The organism is Achromobacter sp. 01N37, assembly GCF_056399725.1.
The window spans coordinates 1-24,523 of the sequence record NZ_JBFTRX010000015.1 but is presented as its reverse complement, the minus strand read 5'-3'; the positions used below and the strand labels follow the sequence as shown (position 1 = coordinate 24,523).

General features: G+C 64.4%; 23 protein-coding genes and 1 pseudogene. 11 read left to right on the top strand and 13 right to left on the bottom strand.

The genetic code is table 11. The features are described 5' to 3' along the window. Positions 1–41: 41 nt before the first annotated feature. From ybeY to miaB, 3 genes are read right to left on the bottom strand one after another with little or no spacing between them, the layout of a single operon-like run. The gene (gene ybeY, locus AC1DSJ_RS24655; RefSeq protein ID WP_156336562.1) at positions 42–518 is read right to left on the bottom strand and encodes an rRNA maturation RNase YbeY; all 477 of its coding nucleotides are present in this window, start codon (positions 516–518) and stop codon (positions 42–44) included. Next, a complete protein-coding gene (locus AC1DSJ_RS24650) occupies positions 508–1,533 on the bottom strand; it encodes a PhoH family protein (RefSeq protein ID WP_054422566.1) in 1,026 nt (341 codons plus the stop codon). The genes ybeY and AC1DSJ_RS24650 overlap by 11 nt, the downstream gene beginning before the upstream one ends. Continuing rightward, entirely contained in the window at positions 1,530–2,996 is a 1,467-nt protein-coding gene (gene miaB, locus AC1DSJ_RS24645) for a tRNA (N6-isopentenyl adenosine(37)-C2)-methylthiotransferase MiaB (protein WP_441372331.1), read from the bottom strand. Before miaB ends, AC1DSJ_RS24650 begins: the two co-directional genes overlap by 4 nt. 171 nt (positions 2,997–3,167) lie before the next feature. Between miaB and AC1DSJ_RS24640 the strand changes: the two genes are divergently transcribed. Further along, positions 3,168–3,935, top strand: coding sequence for a phosphatase PAP2 family protein (locus AC1DSJ_RS24640; RefSeq protein WP_082387013.1), 768 nt, complete (start codon positions 3,168–3,170; stop codon positions 3,933–3,935). A gap of 172 nt (positions 3,936–4,107) precedes the next feature. On the opposite strand, the gene AC1DSJ_RS24635 is transcribed toward AC1DSJ_RS24640, so the two are convergent. From AC1DSJ_RS24635 to queA, 7 genes are all read right to left on the bottom strand, one after another. After that, positions 4,108–4,827, bottom strand: a complete 720-nt coding sequence (locus tag AC1DSJ_RS24635; RefSeq protein ID WP_054422564.1) for an alanyl-tRNA editing protein — start codon at positions 4,825–4,827, stop codon at positions 4,108–4,110. Between the two features lie 38 nt (positions 4,828–4,865). Further along, positions 4,866–5,543: a VOC family protein gene (locus AC1DSJ_RS24630; protein WP_346551044.1), complete on the bottom strand. Its 678-nt coding sequence runs from the start codon at positions 5,541–5,543 to the stop codon at positions 4,866–4,868. 281 nt (positions 5,544–5,824) lie between these two features. Further along, positions 5,825–6,760, bottom strand: a complete 936-nt coding sequence (gene secF / locus AC1DSJ_RS24625) for a protein translocase subunit SecF (protein WP_476760405.1) — start codon at positions 6,758–6,760, stop codon at positions 5,825–5,827. Between the two features lie 54 nt (positions 6,761–6,814). Then, entirely contained in the window at positions 6,815–8,695 is a 1,881-nt protein-coding gene (gene secD / locus AC1DSJ_RS24620; protein ID WP_054422561.1) for a protein translocase subunit SecD, read from the bottom strand. Between the two features lie 113 nt (positions 8,696–8,808). After that, positions 8,809–9,153, bottom strand: a complete 345-nt coding sequence (gene yajC / locus AC1DSJ_RS24615) for a preprotein translocase subunit YajC (RefSeq protein WP_006221220.1) — start codon at positions 9,151–9,153, stop codon at positions 8,809–8,811. Between the two features lie 249 nt (positions 9,154–9,402). Next, a complete protein-coding gene (gene tgt / locus AC1DSJ_RS24610; protein WP_476760404.1) occupies positions 9,403–10,539 on the bottom strand; it encodes a tRNA guanosine(34) transglycosylase Tgt in 1,137 nt (378 codons plus the stop codon). Further along, positions 10,536–11,594, bottom strand: coding sequence for a tRNA preQ1(34) S-adenosylmethionine ribosyltransferase-isomerase QueA (gene queA / locus AC1DSJ_RS24605; RefSeq protein WP_441372329.1), 1,059 nt, complete (start codon positions 11,592–11,594; stop codon positions 10,536–10,538). Before queA ends, tgt begins: the two co-directional genes overlap by 4 nt. Positions 11,595–11,820: 226 nt before the next feature. On the opposite strand from queA, the gene AC1DSJ_RS24600 reads away from it, so the two are divergent. The 3 genes from AC1DSJ_RS24600 (at position 11,821) to upp (ending at position 15,330) form a co-directional block, all read left to right on the top strand. Beyond that, positions 11,821–12,975 carry an ABC transporter substrate-binding protein gene (locus AC1DSJ_RS24600; protein WP_054422558.1) on the top strand — a complete coding sequence of 385 codons (1,155 nt, stop codon included), beginning with the start codon at positions 11,821–11,823 and terminating at the stop codon, positions 12,973–12,975. Between the two features lie 111 nt (positions 12,976–13,086). Continuing rightward, positions 13,087–14,535, top strand: coding sequence for a D-alanyl-D-alanine carboxypeptidase/D-alanyl-D-alanine endopeptidase (gene dacB / locus AC1DSJ_RS24595; protein WP_054422557.1), 1,449 nt, complete (start codon positions 13,087–13,089; stop codon positions 14,533–14,535). A gap of 156 nt (positions 14,536–14,691) precedes the next feature. Beyond that, positions 14,692–15,330: a uracil phosphoribosyltransferase gene (gene upp, locus AC1DSJ_RS24590; RefSeq protein WP_476760403.1), complete on the top strand. Its 639-nt coding sequence runs from the start codon at positions 14,692–14,694 to the stop codon at positions 15,328–15,330. Between the two features lie 60 nt (positions 15,331–15,390). Here upp and cysG read toward each other — a convergent pair whose 3' ends face one another. Further along, positions 15,391–16,788 carry a siroheme synthase CysG gene (gene cysG / locus AC1DSJ_RS24585; RefSeq protein WP_441372328.1) on the bottom strand — a complete coding sequence of 466 codons (1,398 nt, stop codon included), beginning with the start codon at positions 16,786–16,788 and terminating at the stop codon, positions 15,391–15,393. Between the two features lie 239 nt (positions 16,789–17,027). Here cysG and AC1DSJ_RS24580 point away from each other — a divergent pair, with 239 nt between their 5' ends. The 4 genes from AC1DSJ_RS24580 to AC1DSJ_RS24565 all read left to right on the top strand — a co-directional run bounded on the left by AC1DSJ_RS24580 (position 17,028) and on the right by AC1DSJ_RS24565 (position 18,994). Beyond that, positions 17,028–17,753: a hypothetical protein gene (locus tag AC1DSJ_RS24580; protein WP_082387012.1), complete on the top strand. Its 726-nt coding sequence runs from the start codon at positions 17,028–17,030 to the stop codon at positions 17,751–17,753. Positions 17,754–17,836: 83 nt separating this feature from the next. Next, complete coding sequence (locus tag AC1DSJ_RS24575; protein WP_006221213.1) at positions 17,837–18,154, top strand: ElaB/YgaM/YqjD family protein; 318 nt, start codon at positions 17,837–17,839, stop codon at positions 18,152–18,154. A 69-nt stretch (positions 18,155–18,223) separates the two neighbouring features. After that, complete coding sequence (locus tag AC1DSJ_RS24570; protein WP_441372327.1) at positions 18,224–18,640, top strand: phage holin family protein; 417 nt, start codon at positions 18,224–18,226, stop codon at positions 18,638–18,640. A gap of 3 nt (positions 18,641–18,643) precedes the next feature. Further along, positions 18,644–18,994 carry a hypothetical protein gene (locus tag AC1DSJ_RS24565; protein WP_054422553.1) on the top strand — a complete coding sequence of 117 codons (351 nt, stop codon included), beginning with the start codon at positions 18,644–18,646 and terminating at the stop codon, positions 18,992–18,994. A gap of 83 nt (positions 18,995–19,077) precedes the next feature. On the opposite strand, the gene ubiD is transcribed toward AC1DSJ_RS24565, so the two are convergent. Further along, positions 19,078–20,622: a 4-hydroxy-3-polyprenylbenzoate decarboxylase gene (gene ubiD, locus AC1DSJ_RS24560; RefSeq protein WP_054422552.1), complete on the bottom strand. Its 1,545-nt coding sequence runs from the start codon at positions 20,620–20,622 to the stop codon at positions 19,078–19,080. Positions 20,623–20,704: 82 nt separating this feature from the next. Here ubiD and AC1DSJ_RS24555 point away from each other — a divergent pair, with 82 nt between their 5' ends. After that, a complete protein-coding gene (locus AC1DSJ_RS24555) occupies positions 20,705–21,523 on the top strand; it encodes a lytic transglycosylase domain-containing protein (protein ID WP_054422551.1) in 819 nt (272 codons plus the stop codon). 81 nt (positions 21,524–21,604) lie between these two features. On the opposite strand, the gene AC1DSJ_RS24550 is transcribed toward AC1DSJ_RS24555, so the two are convergent. Beyond that, positions 21,605–22,765: a pyridoxal phosphate-dependent aminotransferase gene (locus AC1DSJ_RS24550; protein WP_441372326.1), complete on the bottom strand. Its 1,161-nt coding sequence runs from the start codon at positions 22,763–22,765 to the stop codon at positions 21,605–21,607. 43 nt (positions 22,766–22,808) lie between these two features. Between AC1DSJ_RS24550 and AC1DSJ_RS24545 the strand changes: the two genes are divergently transcribed. Together AC1DSJ_RS24545 and AC1DSJ_RS24540 are read left to right on the top strand one after the other, a co-directional pair. Beyond that, entirely contained in the window at positions 22,809–23,699 is an 891-nt protein-coding gene (locus AC1DSJ_RS24545; RefSeq protein ID WP_441372325.1) for an FAD-binding protein, read from the top strand. 136 nt (positions 23,700–23,835) lie between these two features. Continuing rightward, positions 23,836–24,516, top strand: a pseudogene (locus tag AC1DSJ_RS24540) (NADP-dependent malic enzyme); the annotation flags it as partial. Between the last annotated feature and the right edge of the window lie 7 nt (positions 24,517–24,523).

Below are 24,523 nucleotides of genomic sequence, written 5' to 3'. Positions count from 1 at the left end.
CCGCCATTTTCCGCAATTTCTAGGGGTAGACCCGAACGCCGTTATTCCGTAATCAGGTACGGGTCCGTGATGCCCATCTGCGCCAGCGTGGCGGTTTCCAGGGCCTCCATGCGCTTGGCGTCGCGGGCTTTGATGTGGTCATAGCCCAGCGAATGCAGCACGCCGTGGATGGTCAGGTGGGCAGCGTGGTCCAGCAGGGCTTTGCGCTGTTCGCGGGCCTCGCGCACCAGCACGGGCACGCACATCACGATGTCGCCGCGCGCGACCCCCAGCGGGTCGACGCCGTACTCGAACGTCAGCACATTGGTTGCGTAGTCACGCTCGCGGAAATCGCGGTTCAGGCGGCGCCCCTCGGCCGTGCCGACCAGCCGCAGGCTGAGTTCGGCGGCCGAAAAATCGACCAGGCCGTCTTCGGCCGCGGCGGCCAGTGCGCGCTGCGCCCACCGGCGCAGGCGCCAGCGGGGCAGGCGGGCTTCTTCAACCCCGTACTGGACGGACAGGGACAGCTCAGGCGTCATTTTCAGAGGCGCGGTCATAGGCGTCGACGATGCGGGCGACCAGCGGGTGGCGCACAACATCGCGGCTGGTGAAACGGGTGGTGGCGATGCCCTGCACGTCTTCAAGCACCTTGACCGCATGGGCCAGGCCGCTGTCCTGGCCGCGCGGCAGGTCCACCTGCGACGGGTCGCCGGTGATGACGGCCTTGCTGCCAAAGCCGATCCGCGTGAGGAACATCTTCATCTGTTCCGGCGTGGTGTTCTGCGCTTCGTCCAGGATGACAAAGGCGTGGTTCAGCGTGCGGCCGCGCATGTAGGCCAGCGGGGCGATTTCGATGGTCTGCTTTTCGAACAGGCGCTGCACCTTTTCGAACCCCATCAAGTCGTACAGCGCGTCATACAGGGGGCGCAGATACGGGTCCACCTTCTGGGCCAGATCGCCGGGCAGAAAGCCCAGGCGCTCGCCGGCTTCAACCGCCGGGCGCGTCAGCACCAGGCGCTGCACGGTGTCGCGTTCCATCGCGTCGATGGCGCACGCCACGGCCAGCCAGGTCTTGCCGGTGCCGGCCGGGCCGACGCCAAACGTGATGTCGTGCTTCAGGATGTTGTTCAGGTAGTCGCGCTGGCGCGGCGTGCGCGGACGCAAGTCGCTGCGCTTGGTGCGTAGCGCGATGCTGTCGCTTTCGTCGTCCAGGGCCGGCAGCGGATCGGCTTCGCGAGCCTGTTCCGCCTCGGGCTTGTCTTCCTGCCGCCCCACGCCAATTTCCACCAGACCCAGCTGGATATCATCCACCGACAAGGCGCGGTGTACGGCCTGTTCGTGGAATCGGCGCAGTACGCGGCCGGCCAGCTCGGCCCGTTCGCCTTCAATGGTGACGCGGCTGCCACGGCGCGAGAGCGTGACGCCCATGCCGTCGGCAAGCTGCCGCAAATTTTCGTCCAGCGGGCCGCACAGATTGGCCAGGTGGGTGTTGTCGCCATCCAGACTGACGACGGCGGGCATGCTGCGACGGGCGCGGGAGCGGGGAGTGGTCATTCAGCCTCTTGGGAAACGCGGTCCACATCGGCCACCCGGGCGCGCAACGAATTCGTGTGCGCTTTGGTGATGATGACGTCGACCATTTGTCCGATAAGCCGCGCGGGCGCGGCGAAATTCACGATGCGGTTGTTCTCGGTGCGTCCCATCAGTTCGTTGGGATCGCGGCGCGAGGGGCCTTCCACCAGCAGACGCTGGCGCGTGCCGACCATGTTGCGGGCGATGGTGGCCGCCTGCTCGTTGATCAGGGCTTGTAGCCGCTGCAGACGGCGCAGCTTCACGTCTTGCGGCGTGTCGTCCGTCAGGTCGGCGGCGGGCGTGCCCGGGCGGCGGGAATAGACGAACGAGAACGACGTGTCGAAACCGACATCCTCGATCAGCTTCATCGTTTTTTCGAAGTCTTCTTCCGTTTCGCCGGGAAAGCCCACGATGAAGTCGGAAGATAGGGTCAGGTCCGGGCGGGCCGCGCGCAGGCGGCGCACGACCGACTTGAATTCCAGCGTGGTGTAGCCGCGCTTCATGCCGGCCAGCACGCGGTCGCTGCCGGCCTGTACGGGCAGGTGCAGGAACGACACCAGCTTGGGCAGGCGGGCGTAGGCGTCCACCATGCGCTGCGTCATTTCCTTGGGGTGCGAGGTCGTGTAGCGGATGCGCTCGATGCCGGGAATTTCGTGCACGTATTCCAGCAGCATGGCGAAGTCGGCGATTTCGTCCGTGCCTTCCATCTTGCCGCGATAGGCGTTCACGTTCTGGCCCAGCAGCGTCACTTCCTTCACGCCCTGGTCGGCCAGGTCAGCCACTTCAACGAGCACGTCTTCGAACGGGCGCGAGACTTCTTCGCCGCGCGTGTACGGCACGACGCAGAAGCTGCAGTACTTGCTACAGCCTTCCATGATCGACACAAACGCGGTCGCGCCATCGACGCGCGGGGGCGGCATGTTGTCGAATTTTTCGATTTCCGGGAAGCTGATGTCCACTTGCGACCGGCCTTCGGCGCGGCGGCGCGCGATCAGGTCGGGCAGGCGGTGCAGCGTCTGCGGGCCAAACACCACGTCCACGTAAGGCGCACGCTTGACGATGGCCTCGCCTTCCTGGCTGGCCACACAGCCGCCCACGCCGATCACGAGGTTCGGGTTGGTCTTTTTCAGGTGCTGCACGCGGCCCAGGTCCGAGAACACTTTTTCTTGCGCCTTTTCACGCACCGAACAGGTGTTGAACAGGATGACGTCGGCCTCTTCCGGGTTGTCGGTCAGTTCCAGGCCCTGGTCGTCGCGCAGCACGTCAGCCATCTTGTCCGAGTCGTACTCGTTCATTTGGCAGCCGAAGGTGCGGATGTACAGCTTGCGGGGGGAACCGGCTTCGGTAGCGGCCAGGACGTCGGCCAGGGCGTCGGAATTGGGGGCTGCGGCGGTGTCGCCATCGCGCGCGGGCGCGTTTTCACGCTTGAGGGAGGTTGCTTGCATGATGTTCGCCGTGACGGGTGTAGATCCCGGGGGCTGAAAGGGGTGGAAAGGCGGGATTTTAACCCTTGCGTGAAAATTGTTTCTTGGTCTGGCGCGCGGGCGCCGTTACGATAGCGAGCCGGCCGAATTTCAGCCCGCAGTAACATTTCTTATTCTCTTTGAGCGGTACCGATGAACTCCAACCCTCTCACGCCTCCGGTCGCCGCTCCTGCCGCTTCCGCCGCGCCTGGCCTGCCTGTGCAGGACGAGGTTCGCAACCCGTTTTCGCTGGCCGTCTGGCTGTTGTTGGGCGCCGGCCTGGCGCTGCTGGCGGGCGCGTGTGCGCGCTGGGTGGATTTGCCGCTGGCCATCTGGATCAAGCAGTCGGTGTCCGACGGCGTGAACGAGTCGTTCGAATGGGTCGGGCAGATGGGTGAAAGCGGCCCGTACATTGGCGTGGCGTTGGCGTTCTACGTGATCGGCCTGGTGGGCCTGGCGCGCGGCTGGCGCAACCCCTTGCGCATGAGCTATGCCAGCATGGCGCGCGGCAGCTTGCTGATGCTGTCCACCATGGCGGTGGGCGGGCTGATTGTGCTGGTGCTCAAGCGTTCGGTGGCGCGCGCCCGTCCTGAATTGTTTTTCGAGAAAGGCATCTACGGCCTGGGCGAGTCCTTTTCGCGCGTGCAGCAGTTCAATTCCTTTCCGTCCAGCCACACCTACGCGGCGTTCGCCGTAGCGGTGGTGCTGAGCATCCTGGCCCCGCGCTGGCGCGTGGCGTTTCTGCTGCTGGCCACGCTGGTGGCGATGAGCCGCCTGGTTAACCTGGACCACTATCTGTCGGATGTGATGACGGCGGCCGGCATCGCCGTGCTGGTCGGCCATGTGCTGGCGCCGCGCGTGTTGTGCAGCAAGTATCAATGGCCGTTGCGCGCGCCCTGGCGTTGGTGGAAAAAAGCGTGAAGGGGCTTGCTGGAGAAAAAAAGCCGCGATGTGAATCGCGGCTTTTTTTATCGCAACGTTCGGGGGCTTCACGGTAAAGCGTCACGGCGGAGCTTCACGGTAAAGCGTTACTGCGCAGCTTCTCGGTAAAGCGTTACGGCGCAGCTTCTCGGTAAAGCTTCACGGCAGGGTGTCAGGCGAAATTGACGACCACGCGGCGGTTCGTGCGGCTTTTCTTTTCGATCTTGGCAATCGCCACCGGGCCAATTTCACGGGTATTGCGCACATGGGTGCCGCCACAGGGCTGGCGGTCTACCCCCGGGATTTCAATGATGCGGATCTTGGCGGTGCCTGCCGGCGGGGCGGCGCCCACGGTGCGCACCAGGTCAGGCTGCGCGGCCAGTTCCTCAGGCGTGATGCCGTTCACGGTGACGTCGATGTCGCGGCTGATCAGTGCGTTCAGACGTTCGGTCAGTTCCACTTTTTCCAGCGTGGATTCGGGCAGGTCGAAATCGATGCGGGCGGAGTCGGCCGAGATGCTGCATCCCGTCACGGGTGCGGGCACCAGCGACCCCAGCAGGTGCAGGCAGGTATGCAGGCGCATCAGGCGATGGCGGCGCGCCCAGTCGATGGCGACGGTGACGCGGTCGCCCACTTGCGGGGGCGTGTCACCGTCCGCCAGCGTCAGCACGTGCAGGATGCGCTGGCGGTCGTCGGCGTAGACGGTGTCTGCCAGCGTCAGGACGCGTCCGTCGGCCAGGGTCAGCGTGCCGCTGTCGCCAGCTTGGCCTCCGCTGCGGGCATAGCAGATGGTCTCGTCCAGCTCGACGCCTTCGGGGTTGACGGCGATGACGGTGGCTTGGCACTGGTCCAGATAGGGCTCGTCGTCAAAGCGTTTGCGGGTGGCGGTCATGCGGAGTCTCCGGTTGGTTTTTTTTTGGGGGCCACGATCTACGCCAGGGTCTTCTGCCCGTGTGGCGTGTCGATCAGCGCAGTCAGGCGCGGCGGGCCGTCAGTTTGTTCCAGGTCGATCAGGGTATCGGCGCCCATCCAGGTCAGCCCTTGGCGCAGCAAGCCCGCCTGCGGGTGGTGACCGGTCAGCCGCAGCAGTTTCAGGGGCTGGCGGGGCAAGCTGACGCCGGGGTAAGCGTCCACATCCCATTGAATCAGCGTGGGCAGCAGGCCATCGCCGACCGTGTGGCCCGCTTCGCGCCAGACGGGCAGGCTGCCGTCGTCTGGCACCGTCAAGCGCCAGCGCAGGTCGCCACGCGTCATGGGGATGACGGGCGCTATGCGGTCGGGGTGCTCGGCCTGCATGTGGGTCAGATCCAGCGGCGCTTCCACCCGCGCGGCCCAATGCGCCAGGAAAGGCCCCTGTTCCAGCCGCGCGCGCATCGCGCCCTGATCCAGCCCAAACCAGCGTGGCCGCTCGGGGGCGGGCGCATCGGGATCAATGGCGATGACCTCCAGATACACGCCGTCGGCCATGCCCAGCACGCGGTTGTGGGTCCCCATGCGCGGGTGCGCGCCACCGCCTTGGGGCGCAATACCCAACAGGTCAGCGACATATTCCGTACCGCTGGCAAGATCCGCCGCGGCAATGACGAGATGATCAATGGTGAGTTTCATGGTGGCCTATGGTAGCGAATGCTGGCGGATTCGTACCCGTACACCCGCAGGCATGCCATCGGTACAGTGCGAATCAGGCCGTGACGATGATGCCCGCCGCGTCCGATTGCCGATATATTTCAATACGCCTTGCGGCGAGAACGGCAAAGGTAGACGCATCGGCCCCGTGCGGCTATTCGTAGAGACCGAGGTGTGCAGGGCCAGGAATCAAAGCAAGCAGAAAACAAAAAACCCGTCGCACAAGCGACGGGTTTTTGTCTGAAGCCTAAGTTAGCTGGGGATCAGGCGACTTCGCCTTCCTCGCCTTCCTTCTTGACCGGCTTGATCAGGTCTTCGCGTTTCACGCCCATCCACATGGCCAGCGCGGCGGCGACGAACACCGACGAGTAGATGCCGAACCAGATGCCGATGGTGAGGGCCATGGCGAAGTAGTGCAGGGTGGGGCCGCCGAAGAACAGCATGGCCAGCACCATCATCTGCGTCGAACCGTGGGTGATGATGGTCCGCGAAATGGTTTGCGTGATGGCGCTGTTGATGACTTCCTGCGTGTCCGCCTTGCGGTACTTGCGGAAGTTCTCGCGGATACGATCCATGATGACCACGGATTCGTTCACGGAGTAGCCCAGCACCGCCAGCACGCCCGCCAGCACCGACAGCGAGAATTCCCACTGGAAGAAGGCGAAGAAGCCCAGGATGATCACCACGTCGTGCAGGTTGGCGATCAYGCCGGCGACGGCGAACTTCCATTCAAAGCGGAAGCCCAGGTACACCATGATGCCGATGACCACGACCAGCAGCGCCATCAAGCCGTTGTGCAGCAGCTCCTGGCCGACTTGCGGGCCCACGAATTCCACGCGGCGCAGTTCGACGCCGGAGTCGGCCGTCTTCAGCGCGGCCATGACGGTTTCGCTTTGGGTCGCCGACGTTTGGCCTTCCTGCAGCGGCAGGCGGATCATGACGTCGTGCGAGGTGCCGAAGTTCTGCACCTGGAAGTCGGTGTAGCCCAGCTTGGACACCACGCCCCGCACGTTTTCCAACTGCGCCGTCTGGGCGTAGTTGACTTCCATGACCGTGCCGCCGGTGAACTCGATCGACAGGTGGAAGCCGCGCGTGAGGATGAAGAAGACCGCCAGGACGAACGTGACGAGACTGATGATGTTCAGCACCAACGCGTGGCGCATGAACGGGATGGTGCGGTGAATACGGAAAAATTCCATTTTTCGCCTTCGGTTCTTTTCTGTGGAGGGCGGCTTGCGCCGCCCGCCTTATTGTCAGTTAGCCTTCGGTTTCCAGACTTCGCCGATGGAAATCGTGGTGAGCTTCTTCTTGCGGCCGTAGTACAGATTGGCCAGCGCGCGCACACCCACCACCGACGAGAACATCGAGGTCAGGATGCCCAGGCAGTGCACCACCGCGAAGCCGCGGATCGGACCCGAACCGAAGGCCAAGAGCGCCAGACCGACGATGAGCGTCGTGAGGTTGGAGTCAAGAATGGTGCCCCAGGCGCGTTCGAAACCTTGGTGAATGGCCTGCTGCGGAGAAGCCCCCGCGCGCAATTCTTCCCGTATCCGCTCGTTGATCAGCACGTTCGAGTCAATGGCCATACCGAGCGTCAGCGCGATAGCGGCAATGCCAGGCAGCGTGAGCGTGGCTTGCAGCATGGACAACAGCGCCAGCAGCAGCAGCACGTTCAGCGTCAGGCCGACGGTGGAGAACACGCCGAACAAGTGGTAGTACAGGATGATGAAGGCGGCAATGGCCAGGAAACCGTACAGCGTCGAATGGAAACCCTTCGAGATGTTGTCGGCGCCCAGGCTCGGGCCGATGGTGCGTTCTTCGATGATGGACATCGGCGCGGCCAGCGCGCCGGCGCGCAGCAGCAGCGCGGTGTCGGCGGCTTCTTCGGAGCTCATGCTGCCCGAGATCTGCACTTGGCCGCCCGCGATTTCGCTGCGGATGACCGGCGCCGTGACCACTTCGCCCTTGCCGTTTTCAAACAGCAGGATGGCCATGCGCTTGCCGATGTTGTCGCGGGTGACGTCGCGGAAGATGCGGGCGCCCTTGGAATCCAGCGTCAGGTGGACGGCGGCTTGCTGGGTTTGCGAATCGCGGCCGGGCTGGGCGTCTTGCAGGTTTTCACCCGTCAGGACGACCTGGCGGCGAACCAGAATCGGACGGCCGTCGCGGTCGTTGTAGCGTTCCAGGCCGAACGGCACGGTGCCGCCCATCAGCGCGGCTTGCGCGGTGGGGGTGTCGTCAACCATGCGGATTTCCAGCGTGGCGGTGCGGCCCAGCAATTCCTTGGCCTTGGCCACGTCTTGCACGCCTGGCAGTTGCACCACGATGCGGTCCGAACCTTGTTGCTGGATGACCGGTTCGGCCACGCCCAGTTCGTTGATCCGGTTGTGCAGGGTGTTGATGTTCTGCTTCAGCGCCGAGTCTTGCACGCGCTGGACGGCGGCCGGGTTCAGGGCGCCCATCAGCAGCGGCTTGCCGCCTTCTTCGCGCTCGGTGAATTCCAGGTCGGGCAGGCGGGTGCGCAGCGTCGAGATGGCGCGGTCGCGGTCGTCGTTGTTGGCGAACGTGGCGGCCACTCCCATGCCCGAGCGTTCGACGCTGGCGACGTTGACCTTCTGGTCACGCAGCACCGAGCGCACGTCGGCCGACAGCGAGTCGTAGCGGGCGGTGAGCGCGCCCTGCATGTCGACTTGCAGCAGGAAGTGCACGCCACCGCGCAAGTCCAGGCCCAGGTACATGGGCTTGGGGGCGAACCAGCCCATCGCGCGCATCCAGGCGGGCGAGGCGGGCAGCAGGTTCAGCGCCACGGTGTAATGCGGGTCGCCTGCGACGGTATTCAGGGATTTGTCGATGAGATCGCGCGCCTGCAATTGCAGGTCGGTCGAGGAGAAGCGGGCGCGCACGGTGCCGAGCGTGCCGTTCTGTTCGTAGAACACCCCTTCGTTGGGGATTTTGGCGTCCGTCAGGATCTGATCGACCCGGCTCAGCATGGCCGCGTCGACCTTGATGGTGGCTTTGGCGCTGGACACCTGGACGGCAGGGGATTCGCCGTAGAAATTGGGAAGCGTGTACAGCAGGCCAATGATGACCGCGATCAGGACCGTAATGTACTTCCAGAGGGGATAGCGGTTCATTGCCGGCTACTTCATGTCAGGGTGATAAAAGGGCCGCCCGGGCGATGAACGCGGCGGGCGGCGGTGGGTCCCATCAAACGTAATTAAGAGCCCGATTGGGCTCTATTAGACGCTTAAAGGGCCTTGATGGTTCCTTTAGGAAGCACGGTCGAAACCGACGACTTCTGCATGATCACTTCGACGGGCTTGTCGGCCAGCTCGGAGACTTCAACGGTCACGTAGCTGTCGTTGACCTTGGTGACCTTGCCGAGCATGCCGCCGGCGGTGACCACTTCGTCACCCTTGGCCAGGGCGGCGATCAGGTTACGGTGCTCTTTCTGACGCTTCATCTGGGGACGGATCATCAGGAAATAGAGGATCACGAACATCAGGACGATGGGCAACATGCCCATCAACGCATTACCTTCAGGGGCGGCGGCTTGAGCCACGACGAGGCTTGCGGTATCGATAACGGACATTGAATTCTCCTGCGTTTAAGTCTGTTTGGGTTGTTTGTTGCTACGGCTGGCGATGCCCGGGTTCTCTGTGTAACCGTGGGTCAGCGTCAAACCTCTTAGCTGTCTTGTTATGCGCCCATCCCCGCGCGAGCCATGGATAGGGCAAGCCGACTATTGTATCTATCTTATTGCCAGCCTTTCACTAGGGAGGGAACCGAATCTATGGGGGCGATTTCCCGATAGAAAAGGCCTCCCTGGAAAAAGGCCGGTTTATTCGATGCCGCGCGCCCGGTCGGCGGCGAACTGCGCGCGCCATGCGTCGAAACGCCCGGCGGCGATCGCTTCGCGCATTTCCTTCATGATAGTCAGATAGAAATGCAGATTGTGCAGCGTGTTCAGGCGCGCGCCGGTGATCTCGTTGGCCCRCTGCAAATGATGCAGATAAGCGCGCGAAAAATTCCCGCAGGTGTGGCATGAGCAGCTGGGGTCCAGCGGGCGGGTGTCGTCGCGGTACTTGGCGTTGCGGATCTTGACGTCGCCAAAGCGGGTGAACAGCCAGCCGTTGCGCGCGTTGCGGGTGGGCATGACGCAGTCGAACATGTCTACGCCGCGGCTCACGCCTTCGACCAGGTCTTCCGGCGTGCCCACACCCATCAGGTAGCGGGGGGCTTGCTCCGGCAGCTTGGGCGTCACGTGCGCCAGGATGCGCATCATGTCTTCTTTGGGTTCCCCCACCGACAGGCCGCCGATGGCGTAACCGTGGAAACCGATGTCTTGCAGGCCCGCCAGCGATTCATCGCGCAGCGATTCGTACATGCCGCCCTGAACGATGCCAAAGAGCGCGTTCGGGTTGCCCAGGCGGTCGAATTCGTCGCGCGAGCGGCGCGCCCAGCGCAACGACATGCGCATCGAGCGGGCAGCTTCTTCCACCGTGGCCGGGCGGCCGTCGATTTCGTAAGGCGTGCATTCGTCGAACACCATGACGATGTCCGAATTCAGCGAACGCTGGATGCGCATGGATTCTTCGGGCGTCAGGAACAGGCGCGCGCCGTCGATCGGGGAGGCGAACTTCACGCCTTCCTCGGTGATCTTGCGCATGCCTTGCAGGCTGAACACCTGGAAGCCGCCCGAGTCGGTCAGGATGGGCTTGTCCCACTGCATGAAGCCGTGCAGGCCGCCGTGCTTCTCCATGATTTCCGTGCCCGGGCGCAGCCACAGGTGGAACGTGTTGCCCAGCACGATCTGCGAGCCGATCTCTTTCAGCTCGTGCGGCATCATGGCCTTCACGCTGCCATAGGTGCCCACAGGCATGAAGATGGGCGTCTCGACCACGCCGTGATTCAGCGTGATGCGGCCGCGGCGGGCGCCGCCGTCAGTGGCGAGCAGTTCGAAATTCAGTCCGGTCATGGGGCGGGGGACTCGATAAACATGGCGTCGCCATAGCTGAAGAAGCGGTAGCGCTGGGCCACGGCATGGGCGTAGGCGCGGCGGATCGGCTCGACGCCGGCCAGCGCCGACACCAGCATCAGCAGGGTCGACTGGGGTAAGTGGAAGTTGGTGACCAGCGCGTCCACCACACGGTACGTGTAGCCGGGGGTGATGAACAAGCGGGTGTCGCCTTGGGCGGCAGCCAGCGGCAGGCCGGGGGCCGTTCGGCCTTCGGTCTGTGCAGCGGCGGACTCCAGGGCGCGCACGCTGGTGGTGCCAACGGCGATGACGCGGCCACCCTTGGCGCGGGTGGCGGCGATGGCTTCCACGGTAGCCTGCGGCACCGTGAACCATTCGGCGTGCATGATGTGGTCGGCCAGATTGTCCACGCGCACCGGCTGGAACGTGCCTGCGCCGACGTGCAGCGTGACAAAAGCGCGCGCCACGCCCAGGCTGGCCAGGCGGTCGAGCGTGGGCTGGTCAAAGTGCAGGCCGGCCGTGGGCGCGGCCACCGCGCCGGGCTCGCGGGCGTAGACCGTTTGATAACGGTCATCGTCGCCCGCGTCGGCCGCGTGCGTGATGTAGGGCGGCAGCGGGGTCGCGCCATGGGCGTCCAGCAAGTCCAGCACGGGGCCAGGGAAGCGGATGTCGAAAAGCTCACCTTCGCGGCCCAGCACCGTGGCGTCAAACGCGTCGGCCAGGCGCAGCACCATGCCAGCGCCGGGCGACTTGCTGGCGCGCACATGGGCCAGCACGCGGTCAGGTTCGGTGATGCGTTCGACCAGGACTTCGATCTTGCCGCCCGTGATCTTGTGCCCGGCCAGGCGCGCCTTGATTACGCGCGTGTCGTTGAAGACCAGCAGGTCGTCCGGGCGCAGCAGGCCGGCAAGGTCGGCGAATTGGCGGTCGTGCAGCTGGCTTGCGGCGTCCAGATGCAGCAGCCGGCTGCCTGTGCGTTCGGCGGCGGGCGTCTGCGCGATCAGCTCGGGCGGCAGCTCGTAATTGAAATCGGAAACGGTCAGGGACTGGGTCACGCGGGAATCTGTCTGTCAGTGAGGGCCGGCGGCACAAAACGCAGGCCGCGACGGCCGGGCGAGCTCGGGGCAACCGGCTATTGTAAAGGGGACGGTTAATAGGGGCGGAACAGAGGGGATTCCGAGGGGGTTGCGCCGCGCCATTCCCGCCGTATAACTGCGTTCACCGCCGTAGCGGATCGGCGTCGTCCTTACAACGACATCCGCGCACCCAAGGAGACCGCGCATGACCCCTCGTAGCACCTTGATGGCCGCCGCCCTGGCGGCCTTGATGATGGCGGGCGGCTCGCCCGCGCTGGCGCAAGTAAAGATTGGCGCCACCCTGTCCACGACCGGCCCGCAGGCGTCGCTGGGCATCCCCGAACGCAACACCATCAGCCTGCTGCCCACCGAAATCGGCGGCATGAAGGTTGAATACATCGTCCTGGATGACGCTTCCGACACCACCCGGGCCGTCAGCAACTCCCACAAGCTGATCTCCGAGAACAAGGTGGACCTGATCATCGGTTCCACCACCACGCCCAACACGATGGCCATGCTGGATACGGTGGCAACCGGGGCCACGCCCGTGATCACGCTGGCCTCGTCGGCCCGGCTGATTGACCCGGTGGACGACAAACGGCGCTGGGTGTTCAAAACGCCACACTCCGATTCGCTGATGGCCGAGGGCATCGCCCGCCACGCCGCCGCCAATGGCGTGAAGAAGCTGGGCTTCATCGGATTCAACAACGCCCTGGGCGAGACCTTCTGGGTGGAAGTCGAGAAGGCGGCCAAGAAGCACGGGATCGAGGTGGTGGGCAGAGAAAGCTTCGCGCCGGCCGACACCTCGGCCGTCGCCCAGACCTTGAAATTGATCGGCGCGGCGCCCGACGCCGTGGTGGTGGGCGCGTCTGGCACGCCGGCCGCCATGCCCGCCCGGGCGCTGCGCGAACGCGGCTTCAAGGGCAAGATCTATTTCAACCATGGCGTGGCCAACAACGATTTCCTGCGCGTGTGCGGCACGGCCTGCGAGGGCGCCTGGGTGCCGGTCGGGCCGGTGATGGTGGCTGACCTGCTGCCCGCTGACAACCCGGTCAAGGCCACGGCGCAGGCGTTCGCGAAAAAGTACGAGGCCGCCAACGGGGCGGGCAGCGTGTCGCTCTTCGCGGCCTACACCTGGGACGTGGGCCTGCTGCTGCAACAGGCGATTCCCGTCGCGCTGAAAACGGCCAAGCCCGGCACGCCCGAGTTCCGGGCCGCGCTGCGCGACGCCCTGGAGAACGTCAAGAACCTGCCGACCGCGACGGGCGTGGTCAGCATGAGCCCCACCGATCACAACGGGCTGGACGAACGGGCGCTGGTCATGGCGACCGTGGCGTCCGGCAAGTGGCGCTTGCAGTAAACCGCCGGGCGCGGGGCGGGCGGGCGGTTTCCAGCAGGCCTGGCCGCCCGTAACCGTCTCAGGTTTTGTATGCTCTCGGGTTTGCAGGACTAGCAACCGGGTGGACAAGGCATGACGGGACAAGCGAATAAGCGGGTGGGCGGGCTGAAGCAATGGCTGGCCGGCGGGCTGCTGGCCCTGTCCGCAGGGGCCGCCTGCGCGCAGGTCCAGGGCTTGCCGCCCAACGTCGTCAACGCCTGGAAGGCCACCAAGCTGCCCGACAGCGCGCTGTCGCTGGTCGTGCAAGAGCTGGGCGGGCAGCGTCTGGTGGCGCTGAACGCGAAGGAGGCTCGCAACCCGGCCTCGGTGATGAAGCTGGTTACCACCTGGGCCGCGCTGTCCGAGCTTGGCCCCAACTATGTCTGGCGCACGGAATTCATGACGGCGCCGGGCGCGCGCCCCGACGCCAAGGGCGTGCTGGCCGGCCCCTTGTATCTGCGGGCGGGCGGCGACCCCCAATTTCTGATGCAAGACCTGTGGGCGCTGCTGCGCGAACTGCGACTGCGCGGGGTCAAGCAGATCAACGATCTGGTTATCGACCGCAGCATCTTCGGCCAGGTCGCAACCGACCCGGGCGCCTTCGATGGCGCCCCGGACCGCGCCTATAACGCCAGCCCCGACGCCCTGATGGTGGGTTTCGGCGCGCTGCGCCTGCTGTTCACGCCAGACGCCGCCGCCCATAAATGGGTGCCGCTGATCGATCCGCCGTTACCCGGCCTGAAGATCGAAGGCAGCGTGGAATGGAGCGACATCCGCTGCCCCGGCCCCCCGGTGGTGACGACCGAGCCGCTCATCACCCAACAAGGCGTGACGATCCGCGTGGGCGGCAAAGTGGCGGGTTCTTGCGGCGAATTCAGTTTGTACCGGCTGGCGTTGTCGCAACCCGACTACGCCACCGAAATCTTCCGCATGCTCTGGAAGGAGTTGGGCGGCACGTTCAAGGGGCAGGTCCGGGCGGGCATGGTGCCGGCTGACGCCGTGGTGCTGGCCTCGCATGATTCGCCGACGCTGGCCGAGGTAATCCGCCAGATCAACAAGCGCAGCAACAACGTCATGGCGCGCACGCTGCTGTTGACCTTGGGCGCCGAACGCGGCCGCCGGCCCGCTACGGTGGGCAGCAGCGAGGCCGTGGCCAAGGGGCTGCTGGTCAAGCAGGGGCTGGACATGCCGGAGCTGGTCATCGACAACGGCGCGGGTCTGTCGCGTGATGCGCGCGTGTCGGCTGACAGCCTGGCTTCGATGTTGACCGTGGCCTGGAATTCGCCGGTCATGCCGGAGTACATTTCGTCCTTCGCCATTGCGGGGGTGGACGGCACGGTGCGCCGCCGCCTGAAAGGCGATGGCACGCAGGGCATGGCCCACCTGAAGACGGGGTCGCTGCGCGACGTGCGCTCGATTGCCGGGTACGTGCTGGGCGCCAGCGGCAAGCGCTATGTGGTGGTCAGCATCGTCAACCATGAGCAGGCGGGCGCTGTCCGGGCGTTTGACGACGCGCTCATCGCCTGGCTTGCCGATCAATAGACCACAACAACAGGCCGCAACAACAGGCCACAACTTTCTTAAACCGATTACGATCCTCGGGTGTGGCTCGAAAACGGGCGACGCAAACGCGTTGCGCCGGTCTGGTTCCCCCGAGGCGATAACCCCTGTATTTCAATATTCTGGAGAGTTACGCACATGCCTGTGCACGAAATCCGCCATCCGCTGATCCGCCATAAGCTCGGGATCATGCGTCGCGCAGACCTCAGCACGAAGAGCTTCCGTGAGTTGTCGCAGGAAGTGGGCGCGCTGCTTACCTATGAGGCGTCCAAGGATCTGCCGCTGGCGCCGACCACCGTGGAAGGCTGGTGTGGCCAGGTTCAAGTCGAGAAAATTGCGGGCAAAAAGGTCACGGTTGTGCCGATTTTGCGCGCTGGTATCGGCATGCTGGACGGCGTGCTCAGCCTGATTCCGGGCGCCAAGGTCAGCGTGGTGGGCGTGGCCCGCAACGAAGAAACGCTGGAAGCGCACACGTACCTGGAACGCCTGGTGGGCGAACTGGACCAGCGCCTGGCGCTGATCGTCGACCCCATGCTGGCCACGGGCGGCTCCATGGTTGCTGCTATCGACCTGCTCAAGCGCGCCGGCTGCAAGGAAATCCGCGCGCTGGTGCTGGTGGCGGCACCGGTTGGTATCGACACCGTGCTGGCCAAGCACCCGGACGTGCATATTTATACGGCGTCCATCGATGACGGCTTGAACGAACACGGCTACATCMTGCCGGGCCTGGGTGATGCSGGCGACCGCATYTTCGGGACCACGCAAAAGACGGATTGAAAGGCAGGGCCGGGGTGACGTTGCGTCACCTTGCGTTCCCCCGGCCTTTTCCTCAGCCGGTCACCGCCCCTCCAGATGCTGCCCAAACCATTGGAGTTTCGGCGCCAGACCGGCGACCTCGCCCACGATCAACAATGCGGGCGAATGAATTCCATGTTCCGCCGCCAATCGGGGTAACGCCTCCAGCGTGCCGGACAGCACCCGCTGTTCCGGCCGGCTGCCGTTTTCAATCAACGCGAACGGGGTCTGGGCGGCGCGTCCGTGGCTCAGCAGCCTGCGAGTCAGCAGGTCCAACTGCCCCACACCCATATAGAGCGCCAGCGTCTGCTTTTCACGCGCCAGCGCGGGCCAATCCAGGTTGTCTTCATCTTCGCGGCAATGCGCCGTGATCAGGCGTACCGATTGCGCGTGCTCGCGGTGCGTGAGCGGAATGCCCGCATAGGCCGCACAGGCTAGTGCGGCGGTAATGCCCGGCACCACTTCATAGCGCACGCCGTGCGCGCGCAGATATTCCAGTTCTTCGCCGCCCCGGCCAAAAATAAACGCGTCGCCGCCTTTCAGCCGCACTACGCGGCGGCCCGCTTGCGCATGTTCCACCAGCAGCGCGTGGATGCGGGCCTGCGTGGCGTGGTGGTTTTCGCCGGGCAGCTTGCCTACGGGCACGCGGTCGGCATCGCGGCGCGCCAGCGACATGATGTCGTCGCTGACCAGGCGGTCGTACAGAATGACGTCTGCTTCGTTCAGCGCGCGCAATGCCTTCAAGGTCAGCAGGCCGGGGTCGCCAGGGCCGGCGCCCACCAGCACGACGCTGCCGTCGGCGGGCGCGATGGGCGTGTCCAGCGCGTCAGACAACGCGGCTTCGGCCTGTGCGGGTTGCTGCTGGCGCAGAAAGCCAGCGACGGGGCCGTCCAGCAGCCAGTCGTAGAAGCGGCGGCGCGCGCCCAGATCCGGGTGGCTTGCACGAATGCGCTTGCGGTACGTGGCGGCCAGCGCGGCCAATTGGCCCAGCGTGTGGTCGAACAGCGATTCGATGCGCTCGCGTACGCGGCGCGCCAGCACGGGCGCCACGCCCGACGATGAAATGGCCACGATGACGGGCGAGCGGTCAACGATGGACGGCACCTGAAAGGACGACAGTTCGGGGTCATCCACCACATTGGCAAAGATGCGGCGCGCGCTGGCCGCGTCCGATACGGTGGCATTGGCGCTGCGGTCGTCCGTGGCGGCCACCACCAGCCAGACGTCGTCCAGCCAGGCTGGGTCGAACCGGCCGGGCAAATAGCGAATGCGGCCGTCTGCGGCAAGCGCCGTCAGCGCAGGCGTGAGTTCCGGCGCGCCCACGACGACATCTGCGGCGGCTTCCAGCAGGGCAAGCGTCTTGCGCTCCGCCACCGCGCCGCCGCCCACCACCAGCACCCGCCGATTTTTCAGATCGGCAAAAATCGGGAAAAGCTTCATCTCTTAGCCGCCTCGGGTGTCCCCGGCAAAATATCACCCGATGATAGGGACGGGTTTACATCCCCACAACTTTTGATTTCATGAATCCATATTTCCAGAACTTATTTGACGGGGGCGCTCTGCGAACGCGCGTTTCGGACACGTTCCGACATACGCCGCCCGGTTTAACCGGTGTAGTATCAAACCGCCGTTCGCTCGGGCGGGCGGCGCTTTCCGGATATATGGAGTGGCTTGTGACGATGCGAAAAATGGCATCCCTGATTTTGGCGGCGGGCGCGCTGGGCGCGGCCGCCTCGGCGCAGGCCGGCGTTTGCGATGCGCAGTTCATGCATGACGGCGGCGCGGTGCAACTGACCGGCTCGGGCAACTTGTCCTTGGGCGCTGACCTGACCTTCGCCGAGGTTACAAAAAGCAATGGCGACAACTGCCGCGCACGCGTGCAAGGCGTCGCCACGTTCAGCTATGCAGGCCTGCCGCCGGGCAAGTCCAAGCTGGATTATTTGATGACGGTAAAGGGCGGCCAAGCCACCTTTTTGCGCTACGCCAATGCGGGTGAAGCCCCGCAACCTTCCGAAGGCCAGTTTGATTTGCGCATGCTGGGTTTGTTCGCGTACGACGGCAAGCTCAACCCGGGACAAAAACTGCCCGGCTCGTCGTTCCGTTTGAAGATCGGCAAGGAAGCGCCGGTGGGCGGCCAGCCCAGCACAACGGTGCGCATCGGCGAAAAATCGGTGGGCCAGAAGAAGGCGGTGAACACGGCGCTGGGCAACCAGTCGTGCCATCCCATCACGTATACGCGCAACTCGGACCCCACGATGGCGACCTTCCAAGGTTTGACCATTCCGATCCCCGGCATGAACACGACCGTCACCGATTGGTATTGCCCCGCGGTGAACCTGGTGATGAAGCAAGACATTGATCAAGGCGGTGTAAAGTCAGCCGTTGAAATTACGCAGATCAAGTAGCACACAGTATCAAGCGGGCCATGCTGCGGGCATGGCGGCTGGTATGATGTTTTCGTCATAGACACACAACAGGAGCTCAAAAAATGGCCACGAGAAAATCCGAAGAAGTCGCAAAAGAAAAACTCATCGACAGTGTCAAGACCAGTTTGAATGACGCCGAAAACCTGCTGCGCGAAGCGGCCGGCACCACCGGCGAAAAGGCAAACGAACTGCGTGACCGCGCCATGACCTCGCTCAAGCGCACGCGCGAAGCCCTATACGAAGCCCAAGACGCCGTGCTGGAGCGTGGCCGCAAAGCCGCTCGCGCCACCGACGACTACGTGCACGACAATCCCTGGCAAGCCATCGGGATCGCAGGCGTGACCGGCCTGCTGCTCGGCTTGCTGATCAGCCGCCGCTGATAAGGCTTGGACGTCCGGGCGGGCCGCGCCGGCATCTTGCCGCGCTGCCCGCCCGGTGTCCTTCATGCCATGGGTCTACGAAAATCTGTTTTCGGAGTTGCGTCCAGCCTGGTCGGGTTGGTACGCACGCGCCTCGAGTTGCTGGCGCTGGAAGCCGCCGACGAGAAATCGCGCTTGCTCAAACTGTTGGGCATGGCATTTGCCGCGTTGCTCTTCTTGACGTTGGCGGTGCTGGTGTTCACGGTGACTGTCGCCGTGCTGTTCTGGCCCACAGAAGACCGCTATCTGGCCCTGGGCCTGCTGGCTGCCTTCTACGGCATTGTCGGCGTGGCCTTGTTGCTGGTGGTGCGGCACGGCTTGGTCTACGGCGCGCCGCCTTTCGCGGCCACGCTCGAAGAACTGGGCCGTGATGCGGAATTGCTGGAACGCATCCGCGATGCGCAAGACGACGATCTCCCGCCCACGCGCCGACGCGAGGAGGACTGAACCATGTCGAAAAGGTCTCCTATCGTTGATCGCGCCGTGCGTATCGAATTGCTGCGCGCGCGCGCAGCCATCGAGCGCGAATCGCTGGCGCAGAATATCGTGTCGACGGGCCACAAGCTGGAACCCGCATCCATCATCCGGGGCTTGCTGCCCCGGTTGGCGGCGGGCGGGGCCTCGCGCTGGGCATTGCAGGCCATCACGATGGCGCGCCGTTATCCGCTGGTCAGCTCGTCGTTGTCCACGTTGTTCATGCGTGGCGGCAACCGGTCCAAGGTGCTCAAGATTGCCGGGGGCGCATTGGTCGGCTGGCAGTTGTACAAGCTCTGGCAAAGCTCGCGCGACGACACGCAATAGCGCGCGTCTTACCGCAAGCAATGCCAATAAAAAACCCCGCCTTGAATCTGGCGGGGTTTGTCTTTGGGGCGACGGAAGCGGGCTTACAGGCCCAATTGGCCCCAGATGTCGTCCACGCGTTTCTTGATGTCGGCGTCCATCGTGATGGGGGTACCCCATTCGCGATTCGTTTCGCCCGGCCATTTGTTGGTGGCGTCCAGGCCCATCTTGCCGCCCAGGCCGGAGACCGGGGATGCAAAGTCCAGATAGTCGATCGGCGTGTTTTCCACCAGCAGCGTGTCACGCACCGGGTCCATGCGGGTGGTCATCGCCCACACCACTTCCTTCCAGTCGCGCGGGTTGATGTCTTCGTCCACCACCACGATGAACTTGGTGTACATGAACTGGCGCAGGATGCTCCACAGGCCAAACATGACGCGCTTGGCGTGACCCGCGTACTGCTTGCGGATCGACACCACCGCCAGGCGGTAGCTGCACCCTTCGGGCGGCAGGTAGAAATCCACGATTTCCGGCAACTGACGGCGCAGCAGCGGCACGAACACTTCGTTCAGCGCCACGCCCAGCACGGCGGGCTCATCGGGCGGTTTGCCGGTGTAGGTGGAGTGATAGATGGGATTGCGCCGCATCGTGATCCGCTCGACCGTGAAGACGGGAAACCAATCTTGCTCGTTGTAGTAGCCGGTGTGGTCGCCGTAGGGGCCTTCCAGCGCCATTTCGTAGTCGCTGTTGGGCGGCGGGTTCACGCCTTCCGGCACCACGGGCTTGATGGCGCGCGGGTCGGAAGACGGCAGCAGATGGCCTTCCAGCACGATTTCGGCCCAGGCCGGCACCGACAAATTGCTGCCTAGCGCCTGCGCCACCTCGGTGCGCGAACCGCGCAGCAGACCGGCGAACTGGTATTCGGACAGGCTGTCGGGTACGGGGGTGACGGCGCCCAAGGTGGTGGCCGGGTCAGCGCCCAGCGCAACGGCGATGGGAAACGGCGTGCCCGGGTTGGCCAGGGCGTGGTCCCGGAAGTCCAGCGCGCCACCGCGGTGCGACAGCCAGCGCATGATCAGCTTGTTCGGCCCCAGCAATTGCTGGCGGTAGATGCCCAGGTTTTGGCGCTTGGCGTTGGGGCCGCGCGTAATCACCAGGCCCCACGTCAGAAGCGGCGCCACGTCGCCGGGCCAGCAGGTTTGAATCGGCAGGCGGGTCAGGTCCACGTCCTTGCCTTCCCAGACCACTTCCTGGCAGGCCGGGCTTTTGACGTTCTTGGGGCTCATGTCCCACAAGGCGGCCTTCAGCATCGACACCTTGGCCAGCGCATCGCGCAGGCCTTTGGGCGCTTCGGGTTCGCGCAGCGATGCCAGCAGCTCGCCGATGTCGCGCAGCGCGCTGACGTTGTCGGCGCCCATGCCGCGGGCCACACGCGACGGCGTTCCGAACAGATTCGTAAGCACCGGCATCTCGGCCGGCTTGCCGTCGTGCTGGGCTTTTTCGAACAGCAGGGCGGGGCCTTCGGCGCGCAGCACACGGTCGGAAATTTCCGTCATTTCCAGCCGGGTGGACACCGGCGCGCCGATGCGTTTGAGGTCGCCCATGCGTTCAAGTTGGGCGAGGAAGTCTCTAAGGTCGCGGTATTTCACTACAGATCCCAGCGATTTGGTTACATTTTACGGAGAAAGAGAGGTTAACATTGACTCCCTCTTTTTCACGCAGGAGGTTTTTATGCCCGATGCGTCAGTGGCCAACCTGTTCAGGAATATGGCCCAAGGAGTGCACGAATATCTTGCCGAGTCCTTGCGTATCTGCTCAGTCTATCTGGGCATCGCGGTGATTGTGACGGTAAGCATGGGATTTGCCCTGCCTGGTTTGCGCGATCAGGCATTGCAAGTGCACAAAGCCTTGTTGACCGCCCTAGCGCCTTCATCCATGCAATCCGGCACCGAATCCGATGTCGGCTCCGAGTTGGGTTCCGACACTGCGTCGGCGATTGCCATGGCCGTTCCAACCGCTCCCGCCAGCAATGCCACCGGCATGCTGGGGCCGGCTCGCGTCGCGCCGCCCGTACCGAAGAAGCCCGCCTTGGTGGCGACCGGTCCGCAAGCCGAAGCATTGCGCAACTATATCTCGCGCAAGTACAAGGTGGCCTATGACGCCACCGGTCCGCTGTTGAACACCGTGTATAAGGTCAGCCGTGAAAAGCAGCTGGACCCCTTGCTGGTGCTGGCGGTGATCGCCATCGAGTCCCGCTACAACCCGCTGGCCGAAAGCCATGTGGGCGCGCAGGGCCTGATGCAGGTCATGACCAGCGTGCACCAGGAGAAGTTCGACGCGGTCGGCAAGACGGCGCTGGACCCGATCGCCAATATTGGTGTCGGGGCCACAATCTTGCGCGACTGTATCAACCGGCGCGGGTCCGTCGATGGCGGCCTGGCCTGCTACGTGGGTTCCACCGGGCCAGACGACAACGGCTATGGCGCAAAGGTGCAGGCTGAACGCCGGCGCCTGGCGCTGGCCTCGGGTATTGCACTGGCTCGGGATTAAGTCCGGAAACCGGCACGTCGCCACGCCTGCCTGCAAGCCCGCAAGGCGCGCTCCATTGGAGCGCGCCTTGTGCTTTGGGGGTCAACGACCCAGGAATTTACCGATTCGCGCCACCGCCTCTTCCAGGCGGTCCAGGCCGGTGGCATACGAAAAGCGCATGGTGTGCGCGCCGTGGGCGGGGCCGAAGTCCACGCCCGGCACGGCCGCCACGCCCGCTTCCAGCAGCAGGCGCTGCGAGAACGTGTTGCTGTCCATGCCCTGGTTGCTGATGTCGGCGTAGATATAGAACGCGCCGTCCGGCTTGACCGGCACCTGGATGCCCAGGCGCTCGAATTCGGGCAGCAGGTAATCGCGGCGCTGCTTGAAGGCTTCGCGGCGGTGCTCAAACGTTTTCATGGCCTGTTCAGTAAAGCACGCCAGCGCGGCGTGCTGCGCCAGCGTGGGCGCGCAGATGGCCAGGCTGGCGGCAATCTTTTCTACCGGCGCCACCATGTCTTCAGGCACGATCATCCAGCCCAGGCGCCAGCCCGTCATGTGGAAGTACTTCGAGAAGCTGTTGATGACGATGATGTCGTCGTCCAGCGTCAGGGCCGAGCGCGGCTGGCCGTCATAAGACAGGCCCAGATAAATTTCGTCGACGATGGCGAAGCCGTCGCGGGCGCGCACTTGCGCCAACAACTCGGCCAGCTCGTCGTGGGCGATGCTGGTGCCAGTGGGGTTGCTGGGCGAGGCCACCATGACGCCTTGCGTGGCAGGCGTCCAGTGCTGGGCCACGTCCTGGGCCGACAGCTGGAAGCGCTTCTCGGCCGAACTTGGAATCAGGCGCGGCACGCCGCCCGCGGCCAGCACGAAATTGCTGTTGGCAGGGTAGGCCGGGTCCGGCATCAGGACTTCGCCGCCGCTATTGACCAGGGCCGCGCAGGCCAGCGTCAACGCGCCCGACGCGCCGGCGGTGACGATGACGCGGGCCGGATTGATCTTGGCGCCGAACTGGTCGTGGTAGAACTGCGCAATGGCTTCGCGCAATGGCGTAATACCTGCGGGCGGGCTGTAGCCGCTGAGCCCGGCGCGTGCGGCGCGCTCCAGCGCTTCCACCACTTTAGGGGGCGCGGTAAAGTCCGGTTCGCCAATGCCCAGGCTGATAATGTCCTTGCCCGCCGCTTGCAGCGCTTGCGCCTGCTTGAAGAGTTCGACCGCGTGAAAGGTCAGAAAATCATGAGTGCGAGTAGCTAAGCGGGGCATTGGATTCTCGAAAGCGTCTTGTAGCGAAAAAGGAATTGTAGTCATGCAGCCATCCCGGCGCGCCTTCCTGCTAGGCCGGCGGCCTGCCCAGACTCCGTGGGCAGCCTTCATGCAGCGTCTGAAGCTGCTTTGCCAAGGGCAGGTTCAAGACCTGGGCGAAGACGGCCCCGGCGGGGCGCAAGCCATTCTGACGCCGACGCGCGACGCTGATGTCGCGCATGCGCGCACGCTGTGCGCGGAGTACCGCATTGTGATGACGATGGAAGGGGCAACCGGGCCGTATGCGCTGTCTGCCCGCCCGCGGCTGCGCATCGACCCTTCCGCATTGACCGGGCTGGCCCGGTTGGCGGGTGAGCCGCCGCGCTGGCGGGCCCAGCCAGGCGTGCCGCTGGCTGCCTTGGCCCAAGCCGGGTTGCGGCAATTCGCGGATTTCCCCGGCGCCATGACCCTGGCCGAATGGCTGGCGGCGCCCGCGCCTTGGCCTGCCGGGCAGTGTGCGGCCTCGGGCGTGCTGGCGGTGGACGTGATGCTGGCAGATGGCATCGAAGAAACGCTTGGCCCCTTCGGCGAGGCCGACGTGCAGCCCCTGCGCTCGGCCACCGTGCAAAGCCTGGTGCCCGCGCTGTTCCAGCTGGCTTCGGGCGGCGATGCTTTCGCCACGCACGATGGCTATCACTGGCTGGGCCGCTACCGCCTGGATGCACTGAAACCCCTGGCCCCGGCCACCGTCAACCTGGCGCATCTGCTGCTCGGGCATGGCGGCACGCTGGCGTGGGTGCAAAGCGTGACGCTGACGGATGCGCCGGCCTGGAACGAGACCGACCCCGCGCCCGAAACCCCGGGGCTGGCGACCGTGCGGCTGGATGGCCGAGTGAAGACCTTGTTCGATCCGGATGGTCGTTTTCCCTTATTCCTGCCCCGCGCTACCGAATAGAAATTCAGCTTGCTGTAAGATTTCGCCGCTCGTCCCCAATTAAGAGGGTGGCTCGCCGCAGACGTATCGCGCTGGCCGTCATGGGAATAGAATTCCTCCCTCTCCGTGTCTCACTTATTAGCTAGTAGCCGCCCCTATGGATGCCAACCTTCGCAAAGCCGCCCTTGAATATCACGAGCATGGGCGCCCCGGCAAAATCTCGGTCACGCCGACCAAGCAACTGACGAACCAGCGCGATCTGGCGTTGGCGTATTCGCCCGGCGTGGCGGCGGCCTGTGAGGAAATCGTGGCCGACCCGGCCAACGTGTTCCGCTACACCGCGCGCGGCAACCTGGTGGGCGTGATCACCAACGGCACCGCCGTGCTGGGCCTGGGCAATATCGGCGCGCTGGCATCCAAACCGGTGATGGAAGGCAAGGCGGTGCTGTTCAAGAAGTTCGCCGGCCTGGATGTTTTTGACATCGAAATCAACGAAACCGACCCGGACAAGCTGGTCGAAATCATCGCCGGCCTGGAAGCCACGTTCGGCGGCATTAACCTGGAAGACATCAAGGCACCCGAATGCTTCACCGTTGAGCGCAAGCTCCGTGAACGCATGAAGATCCCGGTTTTCCATGACGACCAGCATGGCACCGCGATCTGTGTATCGGCCGCGTTCATCAACGGCTTGAAGGTCGTGGGTAAAGACATCAAGAAGGTCAAGGTTGTGACCTCGGGCGCGGGCGCCGCTGCCTTGGCTTGCCTGGACCTGATGGTGGACCTGGGTCTGCCGCTGGAAAACATCTGGGTGACGGACATCGAAGGCGTGGTCTATGAACTATGAA

Bases quoted from the DNA above. Each gene is read 5' to 3' on its own strand.
- AC1DSJ_RS24545 (WP_441372325.1), top strand. From the start codon at position 22,809: ATGCAGCCATCCCGGCGCGCCTTCCTGCTAGGCCGGCGGCCTGCCCAG.
- miaB (WP_441372331.1), bottom strand. From the start codon at position 2,996: ATGCAAGCAACCTCCCTCAAGCGTGAAAACGCGCCCGCGCGCGATGGC.
- AC1DSJ_RS24600 (WP_054422558.1), top strand. From the start codon at position 11,821: ATGACCCCTCGTAGCACCTTGATGGCCGCCGCCCTGGCGGCCTTGATG.
- AC1DSJ_RS24570 (WP_441372327.1), top strand. From the start codon at position 18,224: ATGGGTCTACGAAAATCTGTTTTCGGAGTTGCGTCCAGCCTGGTCGGG.
- secD (WP_054422561.1), bottom strand. From the start codon at position 8,695: ATGAACCGCTATCCCCTCTGGAAGTACATTACGGTCCTGATCGCGGTC.
- ybeY (WP_156336562.1), bottom strand. From the start codon at position 518: ATGACGCCTGAGCTGTCCCTGTCCGTCCAGTACGGGGTTGAAGAAGCC.
- AC1DSJ_RS24555 (WP_054422551.1), top strand. From the start codon at position 20,705: ATGCCCGATGCGTCAGTGGCCAACCTGTTCAGGAATATGGCCCAAGGA.
- AC1DSJ_RS24565 (WP_054422553.1), top strand. From the start codon at position 18,644: ATGTCGAAAAGGTCTCCTATCGTTGATCGCGCCGTGCGTATCGAATTG.
- AC1DSJ_RS24580 (WP_082387012.1), top strand. From the start codon at position 17,028: ATGCGAAAAATGGCATCCCTGATTTTGGCGGCGGGCGCGCTGGGCGCG.
- AC1DSJ_RS24575 (WP_006221213.1), top strand. From the start codon at position 17,837: ATGGCCACGAGAAAATCCGAAGAAGTCGCAAAAGAAAAACTCATCGAC.
- AC1DSJ_RS24650 (WP_054422566.1), bottom strand. From the start codon at position 1,533: ATGACCACTCCCCGCTCCCGCGCCCGTCGCAGCATGCCCGCCGTCGTC.
- AC1DSJ_RS24635 (WP_054422564.1), bottom strand. From the start codon at position 4,827: ATGACCGCCACCCGCAAACGCTTTGACGACGAGCCCTATCTGGACCAG.
- dacB (WP_054422557.1), top strand. From the start codon at position 13,087: ATGACGGGACAAGCGAATAAGCGGGTGGGCGGGCTGAAGCAATGGCTG.
- AC1DSJ_RS24550 (WP_441372326.1), bottom strand. From the start codon at position 22,765: ATGCCCCGCTTAGCTACTCGCACTCATGATTTTCTGACCTTTCACGCG.
- cysG (WP_441372328.1), bottom strand. From the start codon at position 16,788: ATGAAGCTTTTCCCGATTTTTGCCGATCTGAAAAATCGGCGGGTGCTG.
- AC1DSJ_RS24630 (WP_346551044.1), bottom strand. From the start codon at position 5,543: ATGAAACTCACCATTGATCATCTCGTCATTGCCGCGGCGGATCTTGCC.
- AC1DSJ_RS24640 (WP_082387013.1), top strand. From the start codon at position 3,168: ATGAACTCCAACCCTCTCACGCCTCCGGTCGCCGCTCCTGCCGCTTCC.
- yajC (WP_006221220.1), bottom strand. From the start codon at position 9,153: ATGTCCGTTATCGATACCGCAAGCCTCGTCGTGGCTCAAGCCGCCGCC.